At 66.9% G+C, this 20,374-nt stretch carries 20 protein-coding genes and 1 tRNA gene; 17 read left to right on the forward strand and 4 right to left on the reverse strand.

Annotation, left to right across the window (positions count from 1 at the left end):
- Nucleotides 1-21: 21 nt before the first annotated feature.
- Nucleotides 22-594, reverse strand: a complete 573-nt coding sequence (locus tag F7Q96_RS18805) for an adenine phosphoribosyltransferase (RefSeq protein ID WP_053821039.1) — start codon at nt 592-594, stop codon at nt 22-24.
- 61 nt (nt 595-655) lie between these two features.
- Nucleotides 656-2,635, reverse strand: a complete 1,980-nt coding sequence (locus F7Q96_RS18810; protein ID WP_006579157.1) for a monovalent cation:proton antiporter family protein — start codon at nt 2,633-2,635, stop codon at nt 656-658.
- Between the two features lie 244 nt (nt 2,636-2,879).
- Between F7Q96_RS18810 and F7Q96_RS18815 the strand changes: the two genes are divergently transcribed.
- The 11 genes from F7Q96_RS18815 (at nt 2,880) to F7Q96_RS18865 (ending at nt 12,390) form a co-directional block, all read left to right on the forward strand.
- Entirely contained in the window at nt 2,880-3,863 is a 984-nt protein-coding gene (locus F7Q96_RS18815) for a KpsF/GutQ family sugar-phosphate isomerase (RefSeq protein ID WP_053822970.1), read from the forward strand.
- Between the two features lie 8 nt (nt 3,864-3,871).
- Nucleotides 3,872-4,498: an LPS export ABC transporter periplasmic protein LptC gene (gene lptC / locus F7Q96_RS18820; RefSeq protein ID WP_053821038.1), complete on the forward strand. Its 627-nt coding sequence runs from the start codon at nt 3,872-3,874 to the stop codon at nt 4,496-4,498.
- Between the two features lie 80 nt (nt 4,499-4,578).
- The gene (gene lptA, locus F7Q96_RS18825) at nt 4,579-5,208 is read left to right on the forward strand and encodes a lipopolysaccharide transport periplasmic protein LptA (RefSeq protein ID WP_053822969.1); all 630 of its coding nucleotides are present in this window, start codon (nt 4,579-4,581) and stop codon (nt 5,206-5,208) included.
- An 82-nt stretch (nt 5,209-5,290) separates the two neighbouring features.
- Nucleotides 5,291-6,115 (forward strand): LPS export ABC transporter ATP-binding protein, encoded by an 825-nt coding sequence (lptB, locus tag F7Q96_RS18830; protein ID WP_006579161.1) that lies wholly within the window; start codon nt 5,291-5,293, stop codon nt 6,113-6,115.
- 191 nt (nt 6,116-6,306) lie between these two features.
- Nucleotides 6,307-7,785, forward strand: coding sequence for an RNA polymerase factor sigma-54 (locus tag F7Q96_RS18835; RefSeq protein WP_053821037.1), 1,479 nt, complete (start codon nt 6,307-6,309; stop codon nt 7,783-7,785).
- 49 nt (nt 7,786-7,834) lie between these two features.
- Nucleotides 7,835-8,188, forward strand: a complete 354-nt coding sequence (gene hpf / locus F7Q96_RS18840; protein ID WP_053821036.1) for a ribosome hibernation-promoting factor, HPF/YfiA family — start codon at nt 7,835-7,837, stop codon at nt 8,186-8,188.
- A 379-nt stretch (nt 8,189-8,567) separates the two neighbouring features.
- The gene (gene ptsN / locus F7Q96_RS18845) at nt 8,568-9,023 is read left to right on the forward strand and encodes a PTS IIA-like nitrogen regulatory protein PtsN (RefSeq protein ID WP_053821035.1); all 456 of its coding nucleotides are present in this window, start codon (nt 8,568-8,570) and stop codon (nt 9,021-9,023) included.
- Between the two features lie 72 nt (nt 9,024-9,095).
- Nucleotides 9,096-10,067: an HPr(Ser) kinase/phosphatase gene (hprK, locus tag F7Q96_RS18850; protein WP_006576781.1), complete on the forward strand. Its 972-nt coding sequence runs from the start codon at nt 9,096-9,098 to the stop codon at nt 10,065-10,067.
- 176 nt (nt 10,068-10,243) lie between these two features.
- Nucleotides 10,244-10,534, forward strand: coding sequence for a PsiF family protein (locus tag F7Q96_RS18855; RefSeq protein WP_053821034.1), 291 nt, complete (start codon nt 10,244-10,246; stop codon nt 10,532-10,534).
- Nucleotides 10,535-10,770: 236 nt separating this feature from the next.
- Entirely contained in the window at nt 10,771-11,652 is an 882-nt protein-coding gene (gene rapZ / locus F7Q96_RS18860) for an RNase adapter RapZ (protein WP_053821033.1), read from the forward strand.
- A gap of 84 nt (nt 11,653-11,736) precedes the next feature.
- Nucleotides 11,737-12,390 carry an LON peptidase substrate-binding domain-containing protein gene (locus F7Q96_RS18865; protein WP_053821032.1) on the forward strand — a complete coding sequence of 218 codons (654 nt, stop codon included), beginning with the start codon at nt 11,737-11,739 and terminating at the stop codon, nt 12,388-12,390.
- Between the two features lie 60 nt (nt 12,391-12,450).
- Here F7Q96_RS18865 and mutY read toward each other — a convergent pair whose 3' ends face one another.
- A complete protein-coding gene (mutY, locus tag F7Q96_RS18870) occupies nt 12,451-13,650 on the reverse strand; it encodes an A/G-specific adenine glycosylase (RefSeq protein ID WP_053821031.1) in 1,200 nt (399 codons plus the stop codon).
- A gap of 54 nt (nt 13,651-13,704) precedes the next feature.
- Nucleotides 13,705-14,598, reverse strand: a complete 894-nt coding sequence (mutM, locus tag F7Q96_RS18875) for a bifunctional DNA-formamidopyrimidine glycosylase/DNA-(apurinic or apyrimidinic site) lyase (protein ID WP_053821030.1) — start codon at nt 14,596-14,598, stop codon at nt 13,705-13,707.
- 135 nt (nt 14,599-14,733) lie between these two features.
- On the opposite strand from mutM, the gene F7Q96_RS18880 reads away from it, so the two are divergent.
- The 6 genes from F7Q96_RS18880 (at nt 14,734) to F7Q96_RS18905 (ending at nt 20,331) form a co-directional block, all read left to right on the forward strand.
- Nucleotides 14,734-16,695, forward strand: a complete 1,962-nt coding sequence (locus tag F7Q96_RS18880; RefSeq protein ID WP_082371378.1) for a tetratricopeptide repeat protein — start codon at nt 14,734-14,736, stop codon at nt 16,693-16,695.
- Between the two features lie 129 nt (nt 16,696-16,824).
- Nucleotides 16,825-17,433 carry a lipoprotein insertase outer membrane protein LolB gene (gene lolB, locus F7Q96_RS18885; protein ID WP_053821029.1) on the forward strand — a complete coding sequence of 203 codons (609 nt, stop codon included), beginning with the start codon at nt 16,825-16,827 and terminating at the stop codon, nt 17,431-17,433.
- A 99-nt stretch (nt 17,434-17,532) separates the two neighbouring features.
- Entirely contained in the window at nt 17,533-18,405 is an 873-nt protein-coding gene (gene ispE / locus F7Q96_RS18890) for a 4-(cytidine 5'-diphospho)-2-C-methyl-D-erythritol kinase (protein ID WP_053821028.1), read from the forward strand.
- A gap of 57 nt (nt 18,406-18,462) precedes the next feature.
- Nucleotides 18,463-18,539: transfer RNA gene (locus F7Q96_RS18895), tRNA-Gln, on the forward strand.
- Nucleotides 18,540-18,618: 79 nt separating this feature from the next.
- A complete protein-coding gene (locus F7Q96_RS18900; RefSeq protein ID WP_006576809.1) occupies nt 18,619-19,572 on the forward strand; it encodes a ribose-phosphate pyrophosphokinase in 954 nt (317 codons plus the stop codon).
- 147 nt (nt 19,573-19,719) lie between these two features.
- Nucleotides 19,720-20,331, forward strand: coding sequence for a 50S ribosomal protein L25/general stress protein Ctc (locus F7Q96_RS18905; RefSeq protein ID WP_053821027.1), 612 nt, complete (start codon nt 19,720-19,722; stop codon nt 20,329-20,331).
- The last annotated feature ends 43 nt before the right edge of the window (nt 20,332-20,374 follow it).

The following is a 20,374-nucleotide window of genomic DNA, read 5'->3' on the forward strand; positions in this document are numbered from 1 at the left end:
CGGTTGTTGCGCGAAGGACGTTCAGTGGCCCTCGAATCGGCACACGGTGAACAGCGGCAGGCCGCTGTCGAGCAGATGGCGCGAGCCGCCGAGCTCGGGCAGATCGACGATTGCCGCGCCTTCCACGACGGTGGCGCCGAGCCGCTCGAGCAGCCGGCGTCCGGCCATCATCGTGCCGCCGGTGGCGATCAGGTCGTCGATCAGCAGCACGCGGTCGCCCGGCTTGCAGGCATCGGCGTGGATCTCGACGGTGGCGCTGCCGTATTCGAGCTCGTATTCCTCGGCCACCGTCTGGAACGGCAGCTTGCCCTTCTTGCGGATCGGCACGAAGCCCAGGTTCAGCTCGTAGGCGACGATCGCGCCAAGGATGAAGCCGCGCGCATCGATGCCGGCCACCATGTCGAGGCCGGCGTCCATGTAGCGGTGCACGAATACGTCGATCAGCACGCGCAGCGTCTTCGGGTCCTGCAGCAGCGGCGTGATGTCGCGAAACATCACGCCGGGCTGCGGCCAGTCGGGCACCGTACGGATGCGGTCGCGCAGATAGGTGGTGACGTCGCCCAGGGGCGGGGACTGGATGGTGGCAGCGGACATGGTCGGAAACAATGGATGAAGGGGATGGCTCGAGCGCCAGCCATCCAGGATAACGGCTGCGTCAGCGCTCGGTGATCCGCTGCTCGGCCGCCTCGAGCGCCTCGGGCGTGCCGCGCAGCACCAGGATGTCGCCGGGCTCGAGCACGGTATCGGGCTGCGGATCGAAGGCGCGGATGCCGCGCCGCCGCACGGCGGTGACCTCGACGCCGATATGCTCGAGCCCCAGCGTACCGAGACGGCGGCCGACCGCGGTCGCGTCCGGCCCCAGCGACAGCGAATGCAGCCGCACCGAGTCGCGCTCGATCATGTCCTCCTCGTCGTCGCGGCCGTGAAAGTAGCCGCGCAGCAGGCTGTAGCGCGCATCCCGCGCCTGCTGCACGCCGCGCACCACGCGCCGCATCGGCACGCCCAGCAGCACCAGCGCATGCGAGGCCAGCATCAGGCTGCCCTCGATGATCTCGGGCACGACCTCGGTCGCGCCGGCGCGCTGCAGCGCTTCCAGCTCCGAATCGTCGACCGTGCGCACGATCACCGGCAAAGCGGGCTCGAGCTCGTGCACATGGTGCAGCACCTTCAGCGCGGACGGCGTATTGGCATAGGTGATGATCACCGCCGCGGCGCGATGGATGCCTGCGGCAATCAGCGCCTCGCGCCGCCCCGCATCGCCGTAGACGACCGTATCGCCGGCCGCCGCCGCCTCGCGCACGCGGTCCGGGTCCAGGTCCAGCGCGACATAGCCGATGCCCTCGCGCTCGAGCATCCGCGCCAGGTTCTGTCCGCTGCGGCCGTAGCCGCAGATGATCGCGTGCTTCTCGGTCTGCAGGCTCTGCGCGGCGATACGCGTCATGTTCAGCGACTGCAGCAGCCATTCGTTGGCGGCAAAGCGCATCGCGATCGCATCGCTGTACTGGATCAGGAACGGCGCCACCAGCATCGACAGCAGCATCGACGCCAGGATCACCTGCGTCAGCACCGGATCGACCAGGCCCAGCCCGTCGATCTGGTTCAGCAGCACGAAGCCGAACTCGCCGGCCTGCGCCAGGCCCAGGCCGGTGCGGATCGCCACGCCGGGACGCGAGCCGAACAGCCGCGCCAGCCCGGCGATCAGCACGAACTTGAACAGCACCGGCACGATCAGCAGCGTCAGCACCAGCCACAGGTTGTCGATCACCACGCGGACATTGAGCAGCATGCCGATGGTGACGAAGAACAGGCCGAGCAGCACGTCCCGGAACGGCTTGATGTCTTCCTCCACCTGATGCCGGTATGGCGTCTCCGCGATCAGCATGCCGGCCATGAAGGCGCCCAGCGCCATCGACAGGCCCAGCCGCTCGGTCAGCGCCGCCATGCCCAGCGTGACCAGCAGCAGGTTCAGCATGAACAGCTCCTGCGAGCGGCGCGCGGCCACCACGTGGAACCAGCGGCTGACCACGCGCTTGCCCAGCACGAAGATCAGCGTCAGCGCGACCACGATCTTGACGATCGCCAGCGCCAGCGCCATCGGCAGCTCGCCCGGATCGCGGGACAGCGCGGGGATCACGATCAGCAGCGGCACCACCGCCAGATCCTGGAACAGCAGCACGCTGAAGATGTTGCGGCCGTGCTCGGTCTCGAGCTCAAGCCGCTCGGACAGCATCTTGGAGACGATCGCGGTCGACGACATCGCCAGCGCGCCGCCCAGCGCGATCGACGCCTGCCAGGTCAGGTCGAACACCGCGCTGAACAGCCAGCCGACCGGCGCCACCGCCAGCATGGTCAGCACCACCTGGCTGCCGCCGAGGCCGAACACCAGCCGGCGCATCGAGCGCAGCTTGGCCAGATTGAACTCCAGCCCGATCGAGAACATCAAAAAGACCACGCCGAACTCGGCAAGGTACTTGGTCTGGCCGGAATCGCTGGCCAAGCCCAGCGCGTGGGGTCCGATCAGGATGCCGACCGCCAGATAGCCCAGCATCGGCGGCAGCTGCAGCATGCGGAAGGCGACCACGCCGAGCACGGCGGCGGCCAGCAGCACAAGGGTCAGGTCCAGCGGAGAATGCATTCGGGCGGGCCGGTATTGGTGCGAGCGATGATGCGAGCGGTGGCGCGGATAGCGGTGCGGCAGTGCAGCGGTTGCAGGCGGTAATGCAGGCGGTGGACCGGGAACAGGCCTGCCCCGGCCCGGCGTGTTCCGTCAGGGGGCGGCCGGCCGGCGGAGACGGGACCCGGACGCGAACGCAGACGCCGCGCCGGACGCGCCGCGACCGGCCCGGGCGTCATCGCATTCATTGGTATACTTCGTCGCCATGATAGCCAATTTCAATGCGGAAAGAGCACTCGAGCTCGCACGCCATACCCTGCAGATCGAAGCCGATGCCGTCGCCGCGTTGTCGTCGCGGCTGACGCCGGACTTCGCGCGGGCGGTGCAGCTGGTGCTGGAGTGCTCGGGCCGCGTGGTCGTTTCCGGCATCGGCAAGTCCGGCCATATCGGCCGCAAGGTTGCCGCCACGCTGGCCTCGACCGGGACGCCTGCCTTCTTCGTCCATCCCGCCGAGGCCTCGCACGGCGACCTTGGCATGATCACGCGCGACGATGTGCTGGTCGCGTTTTCCAATTCCGGCGAGACCTCCGAACTGCTGTCGATCGTGCCGATCGTCAAGCGCATCGGCGCCAAGCTGATCTCGGTGACCGGCAATGTCGAGTCGAACCTGGCGCAGCTGGCCGACGCGCATCTGGACGCCCGCGTCGACAAGGAAGCCTGCCCGCTGAACCTGGCGCCGACCGCCAGCACCACGGCGGCGCTGGCGCTGGGCGATGCGCTGGCGGTGGCGGTGCTCGATGCGCGCGGTTTCGGCGAAGAGGACTTCGCGCGCTCGCACCCCGGCGGCGCGCTGGGCCGCAAGCTGCTGACCCATGTGCGGGACGTGATGCGCACCGGCAATGCGGTGCCGGAAGTCCGCGAAAGCACGCCGCTGGCGCAGGCCCTGATGGAAATCACCCGCAAGGGCATGGCCATGACCGCGATCGTCGACGCCGGCGGCCGCGCGATCGGCGTCTTCACCGACGGCGACCTGCGCCGGCTGCTGGAAACGCCGCGCGACTGGAAGACCGTGCCGATCGGCGAGGTCATGCATGCCAATCCGTTCACCGTCGGGCCCGACCAGCTCGCGGTCGAGGCGGTGCAGATCATGGAAGCGAACCGCATCAACCAGCTGCTGGTGGTCGATGCCGACCAGCGCCTGGTCGGCGCGCTGCATATCCATGACCTGACCCGGGCCAAGGTCATCTGACGCACGCCATGCGCGATCTGTTTCCCTCCCTGTCCCGGCTCGCACTGCGGCTGATGCCGCTGCTGCTGATGGCGCTGGTCGCCGGCAGTACCTTCTGGCTCGTGCAGATCAATACGCCGCGCCAGGTCAGCGATACCGAACGCCAGAAGCGCCATGTGCCCGACTACTGGATGGAGCGCTTCACCGCGACCGAACTGGCCGAGGACGGCAGCACCAAGATGCGCTTCACCGGCGAGCGGATGATCCATTACGAGGACGACCAGACCTACGAGGTCACGCGGCCGGCGATGCGGGCCTACGAGCCGGACCGGCCGCCGGTGACCGGCACTGCCGACCTCGGCCGGATGAACGCCGACGCGAGCGTGATCGACCTGTTCGGCAACGCCCATATCGTCCGCGTGCAGGGCGCCGATCCGTCGCAGGACCCGCAGATGAGCGCGACCTCGAGCTACTTCCAGATCCTGATCAACGACGACATCGTCAAGACCGACAAGCCGGTCAAGCTGACCCGCGGCCCGTCGGTGATGACCGCCAACGGCCTGGTCTTCAACAATGTCACGCGCGAGGTCAACCTGCTCGGCAATGTGCGCGGCACCATCGTGATGGCGCCGCGCGGCGGCGGCGCGAAGCCATGACGCATCGCGCCGCCGCGCCCGCCACGCAACCTTCGAACGATCCCTCCCGGACAACGCCAATCAACGCCATCGTGGCCAACATGACCCTGACCCTGACGACCTGGACCCGCCGCCGCGCCACCGCCGTGCTGCTCGCCTTCGCCGCCGGCATGACGCTCGCCCTGCCGGCGCTCGCCGAACGCGCCGACCGCGACAAGCCGCTGGTGCTCGAGGCCGACAACGCCAGCTACGACGACGTCAAGCAGATCTATACGCTGACCGGCAACGTGGTGTTGACCAAGGGCACCATGGTGCTGAAGTCCGATGCCGCCGAGGTCCGCACCGACCCGGAGGGCTACCAGTACGCGGTGGCGACTTCCAAGGGGGGCAAGCAGGCCTACATCCGGCAGAAGCGCGACAACGTCGACGAGTACATCGACGGCTGGGGCGACCGCATCGAATACGACGGCAAGCAGGAGGTCGCCAAGCTGATCGGCAATGCCCGCATGGCGCGCCTGGCCGGTGCCAAGATCGTCGACGAGATCCGCGGCGCGGTGCTGACCTACGACAGCCGCAACGAGTTCTACACCGCGGCCGGCGGCAGCGGCAACGCGGCGCCGGCGAACCCGTCCGGCCGCGTGCGCGCGGTGCTGTCGCCGCGCCAGAGCCAGGGAACCGGCGGCAGCGGTGCCGGTGTCGATCTGAAGGGCTCGCCGACGGCCAAACCCTGACCGCTTGCCGGCCCGCCCCCGGCCCACGCCGCACGCGCTTCGCCGCCAGCTTCGCATCACGCAGCATCAAAGGATTGCCCACATGTCCGTTGCCGACACCGCTACCGCCACCGCTCCAGCCGCCAACGCCAATACCGCAGCCGGCGCTGGCGCCGGCACGATGCCCGTCACCAGCAACCTGGTGGTGCGCCATCTGAAGAAGCGCTACGGCTCGCGCACCGTGGTCAAGGACGTGTCGCTCGACGTCAAGAGCGGCGAGGTCGTTGGCCTGCTCGGCCCCAACGGCGCGGGCAAGACCACCTCGTTCTACATGATCGTTGGCCTGGTCGCGCTCGACGAAGGCGACATCGTGCTCGATGGCCAGCACATCAGCGGCCTGCCGATCCACGAGCGCGCGCGCATGGGGCTGTCGTACCTGCCACAGGAAGCATCGGTGTTCCGCAAGCTCAATGTCGAGCAGAACATCCGCGCGGTGCTGGAACTGCAGCGCGACAACGGCAAGGCGCTGTCCGCGGCCGAGATCGAGCGCCGCCTCGACAGCCTGCTCGACGACCTGCAAATCGCGCACCTGCGCAACAACCCGGCGCTGTCGCTGTCCGGCGGCGAGCGGCGGCGCGTCGAGATCGCGCGGGCGTTGGCCTCCGCGCCGCGCTTCATCCTGCTCGACGAACCCTTCGCCGGCGTCGATCCGATCGCCGTGGGCGAAATCCAGCGCATCGTCAGCTTCCTGAAGGCGCGCAATATCGGCGTGCTGATCACCGACCACAACGTACGCGAGACGCTGGGCATCTGCGACCACGCCTACATCATCAGCGAGGGCGCGGTGCTGGCGGCAGGCGAGCCCAAGGAAATCATCGCCAACGAATCGGTGCGGCGCGTCTACCTGGGCGAAAACTTCCGCATGTAACGGCGCGCTGACACCGGGCGGTCCGCCGCGCGACTCCCCCGCACTGCGGGGCCGCCGCTTCGCACGCCGGCAAGCGATGCCACGATCCTCCTCTGGTGATCCATCAGGCAATCGCTTCTGACCACGCAATCGAAACTTCCGATAGCAAATTCCGTTCCATCGCGGCCGAAGTTGCGCATAAAATAGGCCGCATGAAACCGTCGCTACAGCTACGCCTCTCCCAGCATCTGGCCCTGACGCCGCAGCTGCAGCAGTCCATCCGGCTGTTGCAGTTGTCCACGCTGGAACTGCAACAGGAAGTCGAGCAGGCGCTGACCGAGAATCCGCTGCTCGAACGCGAAAACGACTGGATCGAAAGCCCGCTGCGCGTTGCCGCCGACGGGTCGGTCAATGTGCAGACCGCCACCACGACCTCGCCCGCCGAACCGGCGGCGCCCGCGGACTCGCACGCGGACGGCACCGCCGCAGCCGACGAAGGCTATGCCGACGGCGCGGGCGACGATTATGGCGGCGACTGGAGCCTGGACGACTTCGCCCGCCGTCCGCAAAGCGATGAGGACGAGAAAACACCGCTGCAATTGCGCGATGCCGAGCCCACGCTGCGCGAATATCTGATGGAGCAATTGACGCCGCTGAAAATCTCGACGCGCGACAAGGGCCTGGCGATTTTCCTGATCGAATCGCTCGACGACGACGGTTATCTGAGCGCGTCGCTCGAGGAAATCCTGTCCGAATTGCCGGAAGAGCTCGAATTCGAACTCGACGAAGTGCATGCGATGCTGACGCTGCTGCAAAGCTTCGATCCGCCCGGGGTCGGCGCACGCAACGCAGCAGAGTGCCTGTCGCTGCAACTGCGCCGCATCGAACATCCGCAGCGCGAGCTGGCGATGACCATCGTCCGCCATCACCTCGAACTGCTGGCCGCGCGCGACTACACACGGCTGAAGAAGGCGCTGCAGGTCGACGACATGCAGCTGAAGGCCGCGCACGAGTTGATCCGCTCGCTCGCGCCGTATCCCGGCCACGCCTACAGCCGGCCGGAAGCGGACTTCGTGGTGCCCGATGTATTCGTGCGCAAGAGCGGCCACAACTGGATCGCCCAGCTCAATCCCGATGTGATGCCGCGGCTACGCATCAACGACATGTATGCGCAGATCTTGCGCGGTGCGAAAGGCGATACCGGCGCCGCGGGATTGCAGCAGAAACTGCAGGAGGCGCGCTGGCTCATCAAAAATATCCAGCAGCGTTTCGACACCATTTTGCGCGTCGCACAAGCCATCGTGGAGCGGCAAAAGAATTTCTTTACGCACGGCGAAATTGCGATGCGCCCCTTGGTTTTGAGGGAGATAGCCGATACACTGGGTCTACACGAGTCGACTATTTCTCGTGTGACGACCAACAAGTACATGGCCACCCCGATGGGGACATTCGAGCTGAAATATTTTTTCGGCAGCCATGTATCGACCGAGACCGGCGGTGCCGCCTCTTCCACCGCAATCCGTGCGCTGATCAAGCAGCTGATAGGAGCCGAAGACCCCAGAAACCCGTTGTCCGACAGCCGGATTGCCGAACTGCTGGGGGAACAAGGCTTCGTCGTGGCGCGACGTACCGTCGCCAAATATCGTGAAGCCTTGAAGATCCCGGCCGTGAACCTTCGCAAGTCTTTGTAGCCGAGTCGCATCGCCTGCCTGGTGCGGCTCTTTCAGAAGGAGAAGCGCTATGAACTTCAAGATCAGTGGACACCACTTGGACATCACGCCTTCGCTGCGTGAGTACGTGGAAACGAAACTGGAGCGAATCCTCAGGCATTTCGATCAGGTTATTGACGTCAGCGTGCTGCTATCGGTCGACAATCAAAAGGAAAAGGATCGCCGTCAGCGCGCGGAAATCAATGTGCATCTGAAGGGCAAGGACATTTTTGTCGAGGCGCATCACGAAGATCTCTATGCGGCGATCGACATGCTGGTCGACAAGCTGGACCGGCAGGTAATCCGCTACAAGGACAAGGTGCAGAGCCACGACCGCGAATCGCTGAAGTACCACAGCTTCGCGGCCAGTCAGGCCCAGCAGTAGCTTGATGATTCGGCGCGGCCGGACGACGGCCCGCCTTGAAGCGAGGAAGGAAGCCGTGCCAGGAGCACGGCTTTTTTGCGCCCGTCGCGCGGCGCCACTCCTCGCAGCCTGCAGGATGAAACCGGAATGGGGTTCCGTCTGGCGGGCTTCCCGGTGTATGCTGTGCAATACATCTAGAGAATGCCCGCCCCGTTTCCTGCGCAATGCCGCTCGGGGCGATCGGCATCGGACGGCAGGGAGCCCCCCTGCACTATAATGTGCCGCACGCTGATAGTCGGGAAGCGGCGGCAACGAACGCACCGCCCAGCAACGGCAGACCGGCCCCCGCCGGCGAGAACCGCATGGCGGCGCCAGTATCAGGAATTCCGCGCATTTTCAAATGAACCGTTTGGCCAAACTGCTGCCGCCCGGCAATATCTCGCTCGACGTCAGCGTCACCAGCAAGAAACGCGTGTTCGAACAGGCCGGGTTGCTGTTCGAAAACAACCATGGCGTGGCGCGCGCCACGGTGACCGACAATCTGTTCGCCCGCGAATCGCTCGGCTCGACCGGACTCGGCGCCGGCGTCGCCATCCCGCATGGCCGCATCAAGGGACTGAAACAGCCGCTGGCTGCCTTCATGCGGCTCGCCGAGCCGATCCCGTTCGAATCGCCCGACGGCAAGCCGGTCTCGCTGCTGATCTTCCTGCTGGTGCCGGAACAGGCCACGCAGCAGCATCTGGAAATCCTGTCGGAAATTGCTCAGCTATTGTCCGATCGCGACATGCGCGATGGCCTCGCCGCTTTGCCGACGCCCGATGCGATTCACCAGCTGCTGGTGCAATGGCATCCTTGACCCTTCCGGCATAAGCGCGCACAGCCGCGCCCACCGCATACACCACCGCCCTAGCGCCCCGCCTCATCCCGCATGGAACTCACCGGCGTCACCTCCCAGTCGATCTTCGACGACAACGCAGCCGACCTCAAACTGTCCTGGGTGGCCGGGCTGGAGGGCGCCGATCGCGCCTTCGACCTCGACTTCGCACGCGAGGCGACCTCGGCCGCCGACCTGGTCGGTCACTTGAACCTGATCCACCCGAACCGGATCCAGGTCCTCGGCAAGCCGGAGATTACCTACTACCAGCGGCTCGACGACGAAACGCGCAAGCGGCAGATGGGCGAACTGATCCTGCTGGAGCCACCGTTCCTGGTCGTCGCCGACGGCATGGAACCGCCGCCCGACCTGGAACTGCGCTGCACCCGCTCGTCGACGCCGCTGTTCACGACGCCGGTGTCGTCGGCCGCGGTCATCGACCATCTGCGGCTGTATCTGTCGCGCATCTCCGCCCCGCGCGTCACGATGCACGGCGTGTTTCTCGACATCCTCGGCATGGGCGTGCTGATCATGGGCGAATCCGGTCTGGGCAAGAGCGAACTGGGCCTGGAACTGATCTCGCGCGGACATGGCCTGGTGGCCGACGATGCGGTCGACTTCGTGCGTCTTGGCCCGGATTTCGTCGAGGGGCGCTGCCCGCCGCTGCTGCAGAACCTGCTCGAAGTGCGCGGCCTGGGCCTGCTCGATATCAAGACGATCTTCGGCGAAACCGCGGTGCGCCGAAAGATGAAGCTCAAGCTGGTGGTCCAGCTGGTGCGCCGCAACGACGGGGAATTCGAACGGCTCCCGCTCGATTCGCAATATCTGGACGTGCTGGGCCTGCCCATCCATATGGTGAAGATCCAGGTCGCGGCCGGCCGCAACCTTGCGGTGCTGGTCGAGGCGGCGGTCCGGAACACGATCCTGCGGCTGCGCGGCATCGACACGCTGCGCGATTTCATGGATCGCCAGCGTGCCGCGATGCAGGCCGACGCGGCCTCGCGCGGCCAGGGCCGTCTGCTCTGAGCGGCTGCGCCGAGCGCGGCTCGAGACCACATTGACGCATCGGCGTGTCCGACACGCAGACAGCGTCAACCTGATTGGGGTTTTCAGCGTTTTGTGCTGTAATGGGCATCACGCCCAGCCTGCGCCGTTGCGCATCCTGCGCTTGGCGACCCGATCCTCAGTCAGGAGATTCCAGCATGAAGACACTGATCGCAACCTGCGTGCTGCTGTGCCCACTGGTCGCCACGGGCGCCTTTGCCCAGACCGCCTCCGGCAACAGCCAGCAGAGCAAGATGAAGACATGCAATGCGCAGGCAGCCGGCAAGACCGGGGACGAGCGCAAGTCCTTCATGAAGGAATGCCTGTCGGCCAAGCCCGCCACCGCGGGCAACTCGCAGCAGCAGAAGATGAAGGCCTGCAACGCGCAGGCGAGCGGCAAGAAGGGCGACGAACGCAAGGCGTTCATGAAGGAGTGCCTGTCCGCATGACGGCACGCTGATCCGGCATTGTTCCGGAGCGAGCCAAGGCCAGATCAAGGCGAATCGCGGGGCACCCGGCGGTTCGCCTTTTTCTTTGCTATTTCGCTGTTCTCGGCGCCCTGCGCGTGCATTGCGCGGCTTTCGCACGCTTTCGCCACGTTTCCCGCCTGCCACGCCTTCCCCGGCCGCGGATGTCACCGGACCGTCATGACGCAATCATCACGCGATGCTATCCTTCAAGCGTTATGCGCATCGTCCTCATCACCGGCATTTCCGGCTCCGGCAAATCGGTTGCATTGAACGTGCTTGAAGACGCAGGCTACTACTGCGTCGACAACCTGCCCGCGCAGTTCATTCCCGAACTGGCCCGCTATCTGGCGGCCGAGGGCTACACGCATCTGGGCATCGCCACCGATATCCGCAGCCGCGAATCGCTGGCGCGGCTGCCCGAGACACTGCGCAGCCTGTCCGCCGAACACGAGGTCCGCGTGGTCTTCCTGACCGCCAATACCGATTCGCTGGTGCAGCGCTATTCGGAGACGCGGCGTCGCCATCCGCTGTCGGTGCGCCTGGCGGCGGGCGGTGCGGGCGGTGCGCCCGCGCCGACCGAGACTCCGCTGATCGAAGCGATCGAGATGGAACGCGAGCTGCTGAGTCCGCTGGCCGAATCGGCGCACCGGATCGACACCAGCAATGTGCGCACCAATACGCTGCGCGCCTGGATCAAGGACTTCATCCGCGACGACAATCTGCAGCTGACGCTGCTGTTCACGTCGTTCGGTTTCAAGCACGGCGTGCCGAGCGATGCCGACATGGTGTTCGACGTGCGCTCGCTGCCCAACCCGTATTACGACCTGCAACTGCGGCCGTTGACCGGCCGCGATGCGCCGGTGATCGACTTCCTGCAGAGCCAGCCGATGGTGCTGGCGATGGCCGAGGACATTCGGGCCTATGTCGAGAAATGGTTGCCGAGCTTCGTCGCCGACAACCGCAGCTATCTGACGGTGGCAATCGGTTGCACCGGCGGCCAGCACCGCTCGGTCTATATCGCGGAAAGACTTGCCAACTACTTCCGCGCGCATGGTAATGTGCTGGTCAGACACCGCGAGCTGGTGCCGGTAAGCTGATCCGGCCCCACCAGGGCGGTGGATCCCGGCGGCGGCGCAATGTGCGTTCCCCCGCCTTGTGAGCGATGGTCTTCTCGGGATCGCATGTCTTCCAGTTCCGCAGCGTCCAATCACGCGGCACCGCTCCACATCGAAGTCGACAGCCTGCCGCTGTTTCCGCTTCACACCGTGCTGTTTCCCGGCGGCCGGCTGCCGCTGCGCGTATTCGAACCCCGCTACGTCGACATGGTGCGCAATTGCCTGCGCGACAACGCGGCATTCGGTGTATGCCTGATCGCCAGCGGCACCGAAGTCGCGCAGGAAGGAAGCACTACCGTGCCGGAAGCCGTCGGCTGTCTCGCCGAAATCGTCGACTGCAATATGGAGCAACTCGGCGTGCTGCTGATCGAGACACGCGGCAGGCAGCGCTTCCGCATCCTCGAACACCATGCCCGCGACGACGGCCTGCTGGTCGCGCGCGCCGAGCTGCTGCCCGACGACGTGATCGACTGCAAGCTGGAGTTGCTGGGCGAATGCCTGGCGGCGCTGCGCCGCATCGTCGCCTCGCTGCACGCGACGCCGCACAAGCTGCCCTTTGCCGAGCCGATGCAGTGGGAGGATCCGAGCTGGGTCGCCAATCGGCTATGCGAACTGCTGCCGGTGCCGATGAAGGCCAAACAGATGTTGATGGCGCTGCCCGACGCCGGCATGCGGATCGAGATCGTTCATCGCTTCATGCGCCAGCACCACATGCTGTAACGGGTAACGGCTGTAGCGGCCACCGCCTCGCCGGCCGGCTCCCGCGAGCGGCGCAGATCTTCAGAACAACTGCGGCACCACCTCGCCGGCCAGCAGCTTGCGCACCGGCGCCGGCATGCCAAGTTCGTCGAGCCGGTCCAGCGACAGCCAGCGCCATTGCTCTTGCGCTGCTTGCGCTGCTGCCCCACCCGCATCGCGCAGCGCCAATGCCGCCATGTCGACGCGCACCGCACGGATCAGCAGCCGGAAATGCGTGAAGACGTGCGTCATCTCGGCGACCATCGCGGCGCGGGCCGGAGTGCCGAACGCCCGACCGAAGGCGAGCGCGTCGTCCTCGGCCTGTTCGGCGTCGAACGGCAGCGCCGGCACGGGCAGCTCGGGCAGGCTCCACAAGCCGCCCCAGATGCCGCTGTCCGCGCGCAACCGCAGCAGCACCTCGCGGCCATGCCGCAACACCACCATCACCGTGCTGCGCTCGGGCACCGGCGCGCGCGTCTTCGGCGTCGGCAGCACCGCGGTCAGGCCCTCGCGCCGCGCGACGCACAGGTCGGACAGCGGGCAGCGCGCCGGTTCGTCCAGGCAAGCGGGCTTGCCGCGCGAGCAGACGGTCGCGCCCAGGTCCATCAGCCCTTGCGTGTAGGCGACCATGTCATCGGACTGGCGCGGGCCCGGCGCAGGCAGCGCGGCCTCGGCCATTGCCCACATCCGGTTCTCGATCGCCTTTTCGCCGGGATGGCCGTGCACGCCGAAGCAGCGCGCGAAGACCCGCTTGACGTTGCCGTCGAGAATCGGGGCGCGCACGCCCGCGCTGAACGCCGCGATCGCCGCCGCGGTCGAGCGGCCGATGCCGGGCAACTCGGCCAGCAGCGCGGGATCGCTCGGGAAATGGCCGCCGTACTGCTGGACCACCAGCTTCGCGCAGCGGTGCAGATTGCGCGCCCGCGAGTAGTAGCCGAGCCCGGCCCACAGCGCCATCACCTCGTCGGCGGGCGCGTCGGCGAGCGCCTGCACGGTCGGCAGACGCGCCAGAAAGCGCTGGTAGTAGTCGATCACCGCGCTGACCTGGGTCTGCTGCAGCATGATCTCCGACAGCCAGATCCGGTACGGATCCCGGGTGTTCTGCCAGGGCAGGTCGTGGCGCCCGTGCCGGCGCTGCCATTGCAAGACGCGGGCGCCGAAGTCCGGCGGCACCGCGCTGGCGGCGCAATCCGGGGCCGCAGCGCAGTCCGTGGTGGATCGAATGGTGGAACGGCGAGGCATCGATAAGTCGTGGGGCTTCGGTCTGTCTGGGTCAGGGGTGGCGTGTCGCTGGGCTCAACGCTGGCATTGCGGGCAATAGAAGGTCGAGCGCTGGCCCTGCACGATCTGCCGGACCGGCGTGGCGCAGTGCCGGCATGGCTTGCCGGCACGATCGTAGACCAGGCAGTCGAGCTGGAAATAGCCGCTGGCCCCGTCGCTGCCGACGAAATCGCGCAGCGTGCTGCCGCCGCGCTCGATCGCCAGCGCCAGCGTCTCGCGCACCGCGGCGGCAAGCCGCTCGCAGCGCGCGCGCGACAGACGGCCCGCGGCCGTGGTCGGCCGGATGCCGGCGCGGAACAGGCTCTCCGAGCAATAGATGTTGCCGACGCCGACCACGATATCGCCCGACAGCAGGACGGTCTTGATCGCCGCGGTGCGCCCGCGCGTATGGCGGTACAGCCAGTCGCCGTCGAAGGCGGAATCGAATGGCTCGATGCCCAGATTGCGCAGCAGCGGGTGGCTGGACAGCAGCGCCTCGGGCAGCGTGGTCCACAGCACCGCACCAAAACGGCGCGGGTCGCGAAAACGCAGCGTCAGCGGCCGGCCCGCCGCGTCGTGCAGCAGCAGATCGACATGGTCGTGCGTGCCCGGCGCGGGCGGCTCGTGCCATACGCGCAGCGTGCCCGTCATGCCGAGGTGGATCAGCAGCCAGCCGGCATCTTCACCACCACCCACCCCAGCGGCCACGCCGCCGGCCGTGGCGTGCCCCTCGCGCACGCATTCGAGCAGCAGATATTTGCCGCGCCGCTCGACACGCCGGATCAGCCGCCCGGGCAGGCAGGCCTCCAGCTCCTCGGGCACCGGCCAGCGCAGGCCGCGATGGCGCACTGCCACCCCGGCGATGCGGCTGCCCTCCAGATGCGGCAGCAGTCCCCGTCGGGTCACCTCGACCTCGGGCAATTCCGGCATCGAACCTCTCCTTTGCACACGACTCCAAGCGGCAGACGCCATGCCCGCCATGGTGCGCCGCAGCCGGGCATTGTAGCGGCACGTTACAATGGCCCTAACTTGTCATATGGCACGACGCGTGCCGGAGTCCCACCCATGCCGGACCGCCTGGACCGCATCCCCGCTCTGCTCTCTCCCCACGTACCGCTTGACGAGCCGCCCGCGCTGACTGGCGTAAGCCGCGCAGCGCCAGGCCGGCGTCTGCTGCCGCTGCTGGCCGCGGCGGTGGTCGGCGCCAGCGCGCTGACCGGCTGCGCCAGTGCGCGCGATGCCAGATCGGCCCAGGCCGATCCGGCACGCGCAGAGGCAAAGTCCGACGGTGTCGAGGCGGACCGCCCGATGTTCACCTTGAGCAGCGACGGCGAGCTCGAGCCGACCCCGGCCACGCCGCTGCCGCCGAAAATGCCGCTGCCCGAGCTGCCGCTGACGGCCGACATCATGTACCGCGTGCTGGCCGCCGAAATCTCGATGCAGCGGGGCCTGACCGGCCCGGCCTATCGCACCTACGTGGAACTGGCCCGCTCGACCCGCGATCCCCGCTTCGCGCAGCGCGCCACCGAAATCGCCTTCAATGCGCGCGTCCCGCAGCAGGCCCTCGATGGCGCCCGGCTGTGGACCGATCTGGCGCCGACCTCGCCGGCCGCGCGTCAGGTGCTATCGACGCTGCTGGTGCTGAACGCGCGCTGGGAAGAAGCCGAACCGCTGCTGTCGCTGCAGCTGAACGGCGTGCCGCCGAGCCATCGTCCCGAGGCCATCCTGCAATTGCAGCAGCAGTTGTCGCGCACCAGCGATCCGGCCGGCGCGGCCGCGTTGCTGCAGCGGCTGGTCGCCAACGACATGCAGTCGGCCGAAACGCGGCTGGCGCTGGCGCGGGCCAAGGAAACCGCCGGCGATGTGCCGGGCGCGCTGGCCGAGCTCGACGAAGCGCAGCGCCTGCGCCCCGACTACGAAGCGGCTGCGCTGATGGCGGCCGAACTGCGCGCCGACAGTTCCCCCGAACAGGCCATCGCGGGGCTGAAGCGCTTTCTCGACAAGGCCCCCGCCTCGGTAAACGGCCGCATCACGCTGGCGCGGGTCTACCTGCAGCGCAACGAGATGGACGCGGCGAGGCGCGAATTCGAGGCGCTGCGCAAGGTCGCGCCCGACGATCCGCGCGTGCCGCTGGCGCTCGGCCTGACCGGACTGCAGGCGCGCCGCTACGACGAGGCCGAACGCTATCTGCACGAATACCTGCGGCTGGCCGAAAAGGCGCCGAGCTCCAATCCCGACGTCGCGTACCAGTACCTCGCGCAGATCGCGGAGGAACGCAAGGACTACGCGGGCGCGGTGCAGTGGCTGGACCGGATCGAGGATCAACGCATGGTCGGCGCCGCCTCGGTCAAGCGCGCGCAGATGCTTGGCCGCATGGGCCGGCTCGACGATGCGCAGGCGATCTTCGGCGACATGCTGGCCGACGCCGAGGACATTGCCGATCCCGATCAGCGCGCGCAACGGATGATGGCGGTGCGCCAGGCCGAGGTCGGCATGCTGATGGAAGTCAAGGCCTACGACCGCGCGCGCAAGGTGCTGGACGAGCGCATCAAGGCCGAGCCCAACAACGCCGAATGGCTGTACGAGCTGGCAATGCTGGACGAACGCGAGAAGCGCTACGACAGCATGGAACGCCGGCTGCGCCAGTTCATCGCGTTGCAGCCGGACCAGAAGCAGGGCTACAACGCGCTGGGCTATTCGCTGGCCGATCGCAACATCCGGCTGCAGGAAGCGCTGAAGCTGCTGGAAAAGGCTACCGAGCTGGGCCCCGACGATCCGTACATCATGGATAGCCTGGGCTGGGTCAAATTCCGCCTGGGGCAGCTGCAGCCGGCCGCCAAGCTGCTGCGCGACGCCTATGCGAAGGCGCCCGAGGCCGAGATCGCCGCGCATCTGGGCGAGGTGCTGTGGCAGCTCGGCGAGCGCGACGAGGCCCGCAAGACCTGGGAAGAAGGCGTCAAGCTCGACCCGAACAACGAGACGCTGGTCGAAACGCTGCGGCGCTACAACGTGCGATTGGCGCAGTAGCGCGCACCAGCATCTCGGCTTGCGCACGCAGCCTGACGTGGCCCGGCCATTCGCCATCCTTCGACACCCCTCGCCGGCACGGCCCGCGCCACCACGCGCCGTGACCGGGCATCGATCTCCGTTCTCCGCATGGACCGATCCCGCCGAACCCTGACCCTGCTTTGCCTGTCCGCGCCGCTGTGGCTCGCCGCCTGCGCCAGCGTGACGCCGTCGCGCCAGTTCGATGCCGCCGCCGGTGCCCGCGCCAGCGAACTGACGGGGCGCTTCGCCGCCAATTACGTCCGCTATGGGCGCGACGAGGGCGTGCAAGGCAGCTTCCATTGGCGCGAACAGGGCGACAACGTACGGCTGGACCTGATCTCGCCGCTTGGCCAGACCCTCGCCGTGGTCACCGCGACACCGTCGGGCGCGACGCTCGACCTGCCCAACGAACCGCCTCGCAACGCGCCGCAGGTCGATGCGCTGCTCGAGCAGAGCCTGGGCTTTGCACTGCCGGTGGCCGGCATGCGCGACTGGCTGCGTGCCCGGCCGGCGCCCGGCGCCCCGGCCAGCGCCACGCGGGACGCCCAGGGCCGGCTCGAAACGCTGTCGCAGAACGGCTGGACCGTGCGCTACGCGGCCTGGCAGCCTGCTCCGGACGGCGCCGAAACGCTGCCGCGACGGATCGACCTGGCGCGCGATGGCGCGGGTGGACCGATGTCGGTCAAGCTGGTGATCGACGCCCCTGTTTCGCGCTGATCGCACTGATCCCGCTGATCCCGCTGATCCCGCTGATCCCGCTGATCCCGCACTGAACGTAGCCGTCGCTCGATCTGCGCTCCCCTCCCTTCCCGACCGATGTCAGCGTCCCTGCCTCCCGCGCAACTGCGCGACTGCCCCGCGCCCGCCAAGCTGAACCTGTTCCTGCATGTGACCGGCCGCCGCTCCGACGGCTATCACACGCTGCAGACCGTGTTCCAGCTGCTCGACTGGAGCGACACGCTGCATTTCCAACGCCGCGGCGACGGCGCGGTCGTCCGTGTGACAGACGTGCCGGGCGTGCCCGCCGACGACGATCTGGTGGTGCGCGCCGCGAAGGCCCTGCAGGCGGCCACGGGAACCTGCTACGGCGTCGAGATCGCGCTGGACAAGGCGCTGCCGATGGGCGGCGGCATCGGCGGCGGCTCGTCCGACGCGGCGACCACGCTGCTGGCGCTGAACCGGCTGTGGGGGCTGGGGCTGCGGCGCGAGCAGTTGATGAGGATCGGCCTGAGCCTGGGCGCCGACGTGCCGTTCTTCGTGTTCGGCCAGAACGCCTTCGCCCAGGGGATCGGCGAGGAACTGACCGCGGTCGATCTCCCGGACAGCTGGTTCGTGGTCATCCATCCACGCCAGCATGTGCCGACCGCAGCAATTTTTTCCGATGAACGCTTGACAAGGGATACGCCCATCTCCATAATTACGGACTTCGCTGCTTGCACAAACAAATTCGGTTTCGGTCGCAACGACCTGGAAGCGATAGCAACAGCGAAGTTCGGCGAAGTTGCCCGAGCCCTTGTCTGGCTGAGACAATTCAGCCCCGAGGCAAGGATGACCGGTTCCGGTGCCTGTGTGTTTGCACGCTATACTGACGCGCAAACTGCGCAACAGGTACTCGATCGGTTGCCATCCGAATGGGATGGCAGATGCGTGAGAAGTTTGTCGCGCCATCCGCTCGCAGCTTTCGCATAACAAGTTTTCGTTCGGCGTTGTGGCTGTCGGCGCAACGAAGAACGGTCCCGGTTGTGTAGGGGAGTCGCCAAGTCGGTTAAGGCACCGGATTTTGATTCCGGCATTCGAGGGTTCGAATCCTTCCTCCCCTGCCATTACATTCCTCGCAGATCTGCAGAATCTGTCGCCGGCAGCGCCGGCGACCATCCCCCAGCAGCAAGACAGGTGCCCCTCATGAGTAGCGACGGCTTGATGGTATTCACCGGCAACGCCAACCCCAAACTCGCGGAGGCTGTCGTGCAGCACCTCGGCATTCCGCTGGGCAAGGCGCTGGTGGGCCGATTCTCCGATGGCGAAGTCCAGGTCGAAATCCAGGAAAATGTCCGCGGCAAGCACGTCATCGTGCTGCAGTCCACCTGCCAGCCGACCAACGACAACCTGATGGAACTGATGGTGATGGTCGACGCGCTCAAGCGCGCCTCGGCACGCAGCATCACCGCCGCCATGCCCTACTTCGGCTATGCCCGCCAGGACCGCCGCCCGCGCTCGGCGCGCGTCGCGATCTCGGCCAAGGTGGTTGCCAACATGCTGGAAGTTGCCGGTGTCGACCGCGTGCTGACGATGGACCTGCACGCGGACCAGATCCAGGGCTTCTTCGATATCCCGGTCGACAACATCTACGCCTCCCCGGTGCTGCTGGGCGATCTGCGCGAGAAGAACTACGGCGACCTGCTGGTCGTCTCGCCGGACGTGGGCGGCGTGGTGCGTGCCCGCGCGCTGGCCAAGCAATTGAACTGCGATCTGGCCATCATCGACAAGCGTCGTCCCAAGGCCAATGTGGCCGAGGTGATGAACATCATCGGTGAAGTCGACGGCCGCAACTGCGTGATCATGGACGACATGATCGACACCGGCGGTACGCTGTGCAAGGCAGCCCAGGTGCTGAAGGAACGCGGCGCGCAGAAGGTGTTCGCCTACTGTACCCACCCGGTGCTGTCCGGCGGCGCGGCTGCCCGCATCGCCGACTCGGCGCTGGATGAAGTGGTCGTCTGCGACACCATTCCGTTGCGCGACGATGCGCGCCAGACCGGCAAGATCCGTCAGCTGTCGACCGCCTCGCTGCTGGCCGAGACGTTCACCCGGATCGTCAAGGGCGACTCGATCATGTCGCTGTTCGCCGATTCCTGAACTTCCTGTTAGAATTCAAGGCTTTGTCGCGTCCGCCGGCTTGCATGCAAGCGGCGATGCGGCGCAGAGGCGCCCGGTCACCGTACCTGGCGCCGATTCATCGGGCTGTCTGGTCGCGGGCAGCCCTCTTACTTTTTGGAGTCCACAATGAAAGTCATCGCTTTCGAGCGTAGCGTACAGGGTACGGGTGCGAGCCGCCGCCTGCGCAATGCCGGCAAGACCCCCGGCATCATCTACGGCGGCACCGCCGAACCGAAGATGATCGAGCTCGATCACAACGCGCTGTTCCACGCGCTGAAGAAGGAAGCCTTCCACTCGTCGATCCTCGACCTGGAAGTGGGCGGCACGACCGAGAAGGCACTGCTGCGCGCCTTCCAGATGCACCCGTTCAAGCCGCTGGTGCTGCACGTCGATTTCCAGCGCGTGTCGGCCACCGAGAAGATCCACGTCAAGGTGCCGCTGCACTTCATGAACCAGGAAACCGCTCCTGGCGTGAAGCTGGGCCACGGCATCATCAACCACATCCTGAATGAACTGGAAGTGTCGTGCCTGCCGGGCGACCTGCCGGAATTCATCGAAGTGGACATGGGCGCCGTCGAACTGGGCCAGACCGTTCACCTGTCGGACCTGAAGCTGCCGAAGGGCGTGACCCCGATCACGCACGGCGACGACAACCCCGCCGTGGCAAGCATCGCGCTGCCGGCCGGTGGCGTGTCGGAAGCCGCCAGCGAAGGCGAAGGCGAGACGCCGGCCGCCTGATCGGCGCCAGCCCTCGGCTGACCGGCGGCGCAGTCGTATCGAC

Source organism: Cupriavidus gilardii (assembly GCF_008801915.1).
GTDB lineage: Bacteria > Pseudomonadota > Gammaproteobacteria > Burkholderiales > Burkholderiaceae > Cupriavidus > Cupriavidus gilardii.

Bases quoted from the DNA above. Each gene is read 5' to 3' on its own strand.
- F7Q96_RS18900 (WP_006576809.1), top strand. From the start codon at position 18,619: ATGAGTAGCGACGGCTTGATGGTATTCACCGGCAACGCCAACCCCAAA.
- lolB (WP_053821029.1), top strand. From the start codon at position 16,825: ATGGACCGATCCCGCCGAACCCTGACCCTGCTTTGCCTGTCCGCGCCG.
- lptA (WP_053822969.1), top strand. From the start codon at position 4,579: ATGACCCTGACCCTGACGACCTGGACCCGCCGCCGCGCCACCGCCGTG.
- lptC (WP_053821038.1), top strand. From the start codon at position 3,872: ATGCGCGATCTGTTTCCCTCCCTGTCCCGGCTCGCACTGCGGCTGATG.
- F7Q96_RS18810 (WP_006579157.1), bottom strand. From the start codon at position 2,635: ATGCATTCTCCGCTGGACCTGACCCTTGTGCTGCTGGCCGCCGCCGTG.
- mutY (WP_053821031.1), bottom strand. From the start codon at position 13,650: ATGCCTCGCCGTTCCACCATTCGATCCACCACGGACTGCGCTGCGGCC.
- hpf (WP_053821036.1), top strand. From the start codon at position 7,835: ATGAACTTCAAGATCAGTGGACACCACTTGGACATCACGCCTTCGCTG.
- F7Q96_RS18805 (WP_053821039.1), bottom strand. From the start codon at position 594: ATGTCCGCTGCCACCATCCAGTCCCCGCCCCTGGGCGACGTCACCACC.
- ptsN (WP_053821035.1), top strand. From the start codon at position 8,568: ATGAACCGTTTGGCCAAACTGCTGCCGCCCGGCAATATCTCGCTCGAC.
- ispE (WP_053821028.1), top strand. From the start codon at position 17,533: ATGTCAGCGTCCCTGCCTCCCGCGCAACTGCGCGACTGCCCCGCGCCC.
- F7Q96_RS18905 (WP_053821027.1), top strand. From the start codon at position 19,720: ATGAAAGTCATCGCTTTCGAGCGTAGCGTACAGGGTACGGGTGCGAGC.
- F7Q96_RS18815 (WP_053822970.1), top strand. From the start codon at position 2,880: ATGATAGCCAATTTCAATGCGGAAAGAGCACTCGAGCTCGCACGCCAT.
- F7Q96_RS18855 (WP_053821034.1), top strand. From the start codon at position 10,244: ATGAAGACACTGATCGCAACCTGCGTGCTGCTGTGCCCACTGGTCGCC.
- rapZ (WP_053821033.1), top strand. From the start codon at position 10,771: ATGCGCATCGTCCTCATCACCGGCATTTCCGGCTCCGGCAAATCGGTT.
- F7Q96_RS18865 (WP_053821032.1), top strand. From the start codon at position 11,737: ATGTCTTCCAGTTCCGCAGCGTCCAATCACGCGGCACCGCTCCACATC.
- F7Q96_RS18835 (WP_053821037.1), top strand. From the start codon at position 6,307: ATGAAACCGTCGCTACAGCTACGCCTCTCCCAGCATCTGGCCCTGACG.
- hprK (WP_006576781.1), top strand. From the start codon at position 9,096: ATGGAACTCACCGGCGTCACCTCCCAGTCGATCTTCGACGACAACGCA.
- lptB (WP_006579161.1), top strand. From the start codon at position 5,291: ATGTCCGTTGCCGACACCGCTACCGCCACCGCTCCAGCCGCCAACGCC.
- mutM (WP_053821030.1), bottom strand. From the start codon at position 14,598: ATGCCGGAATTGCCCGAGGTCGAGGTGACCCGACGGGGACTGCTGCCG.
- F7Q96_RS18880 (WP_082371378.1), top strand. From the start codon at position 14,734: ATGCCGGACCGCCTGGACCGCATCCCCGCTCTGCTCTCTCCCCACGTA.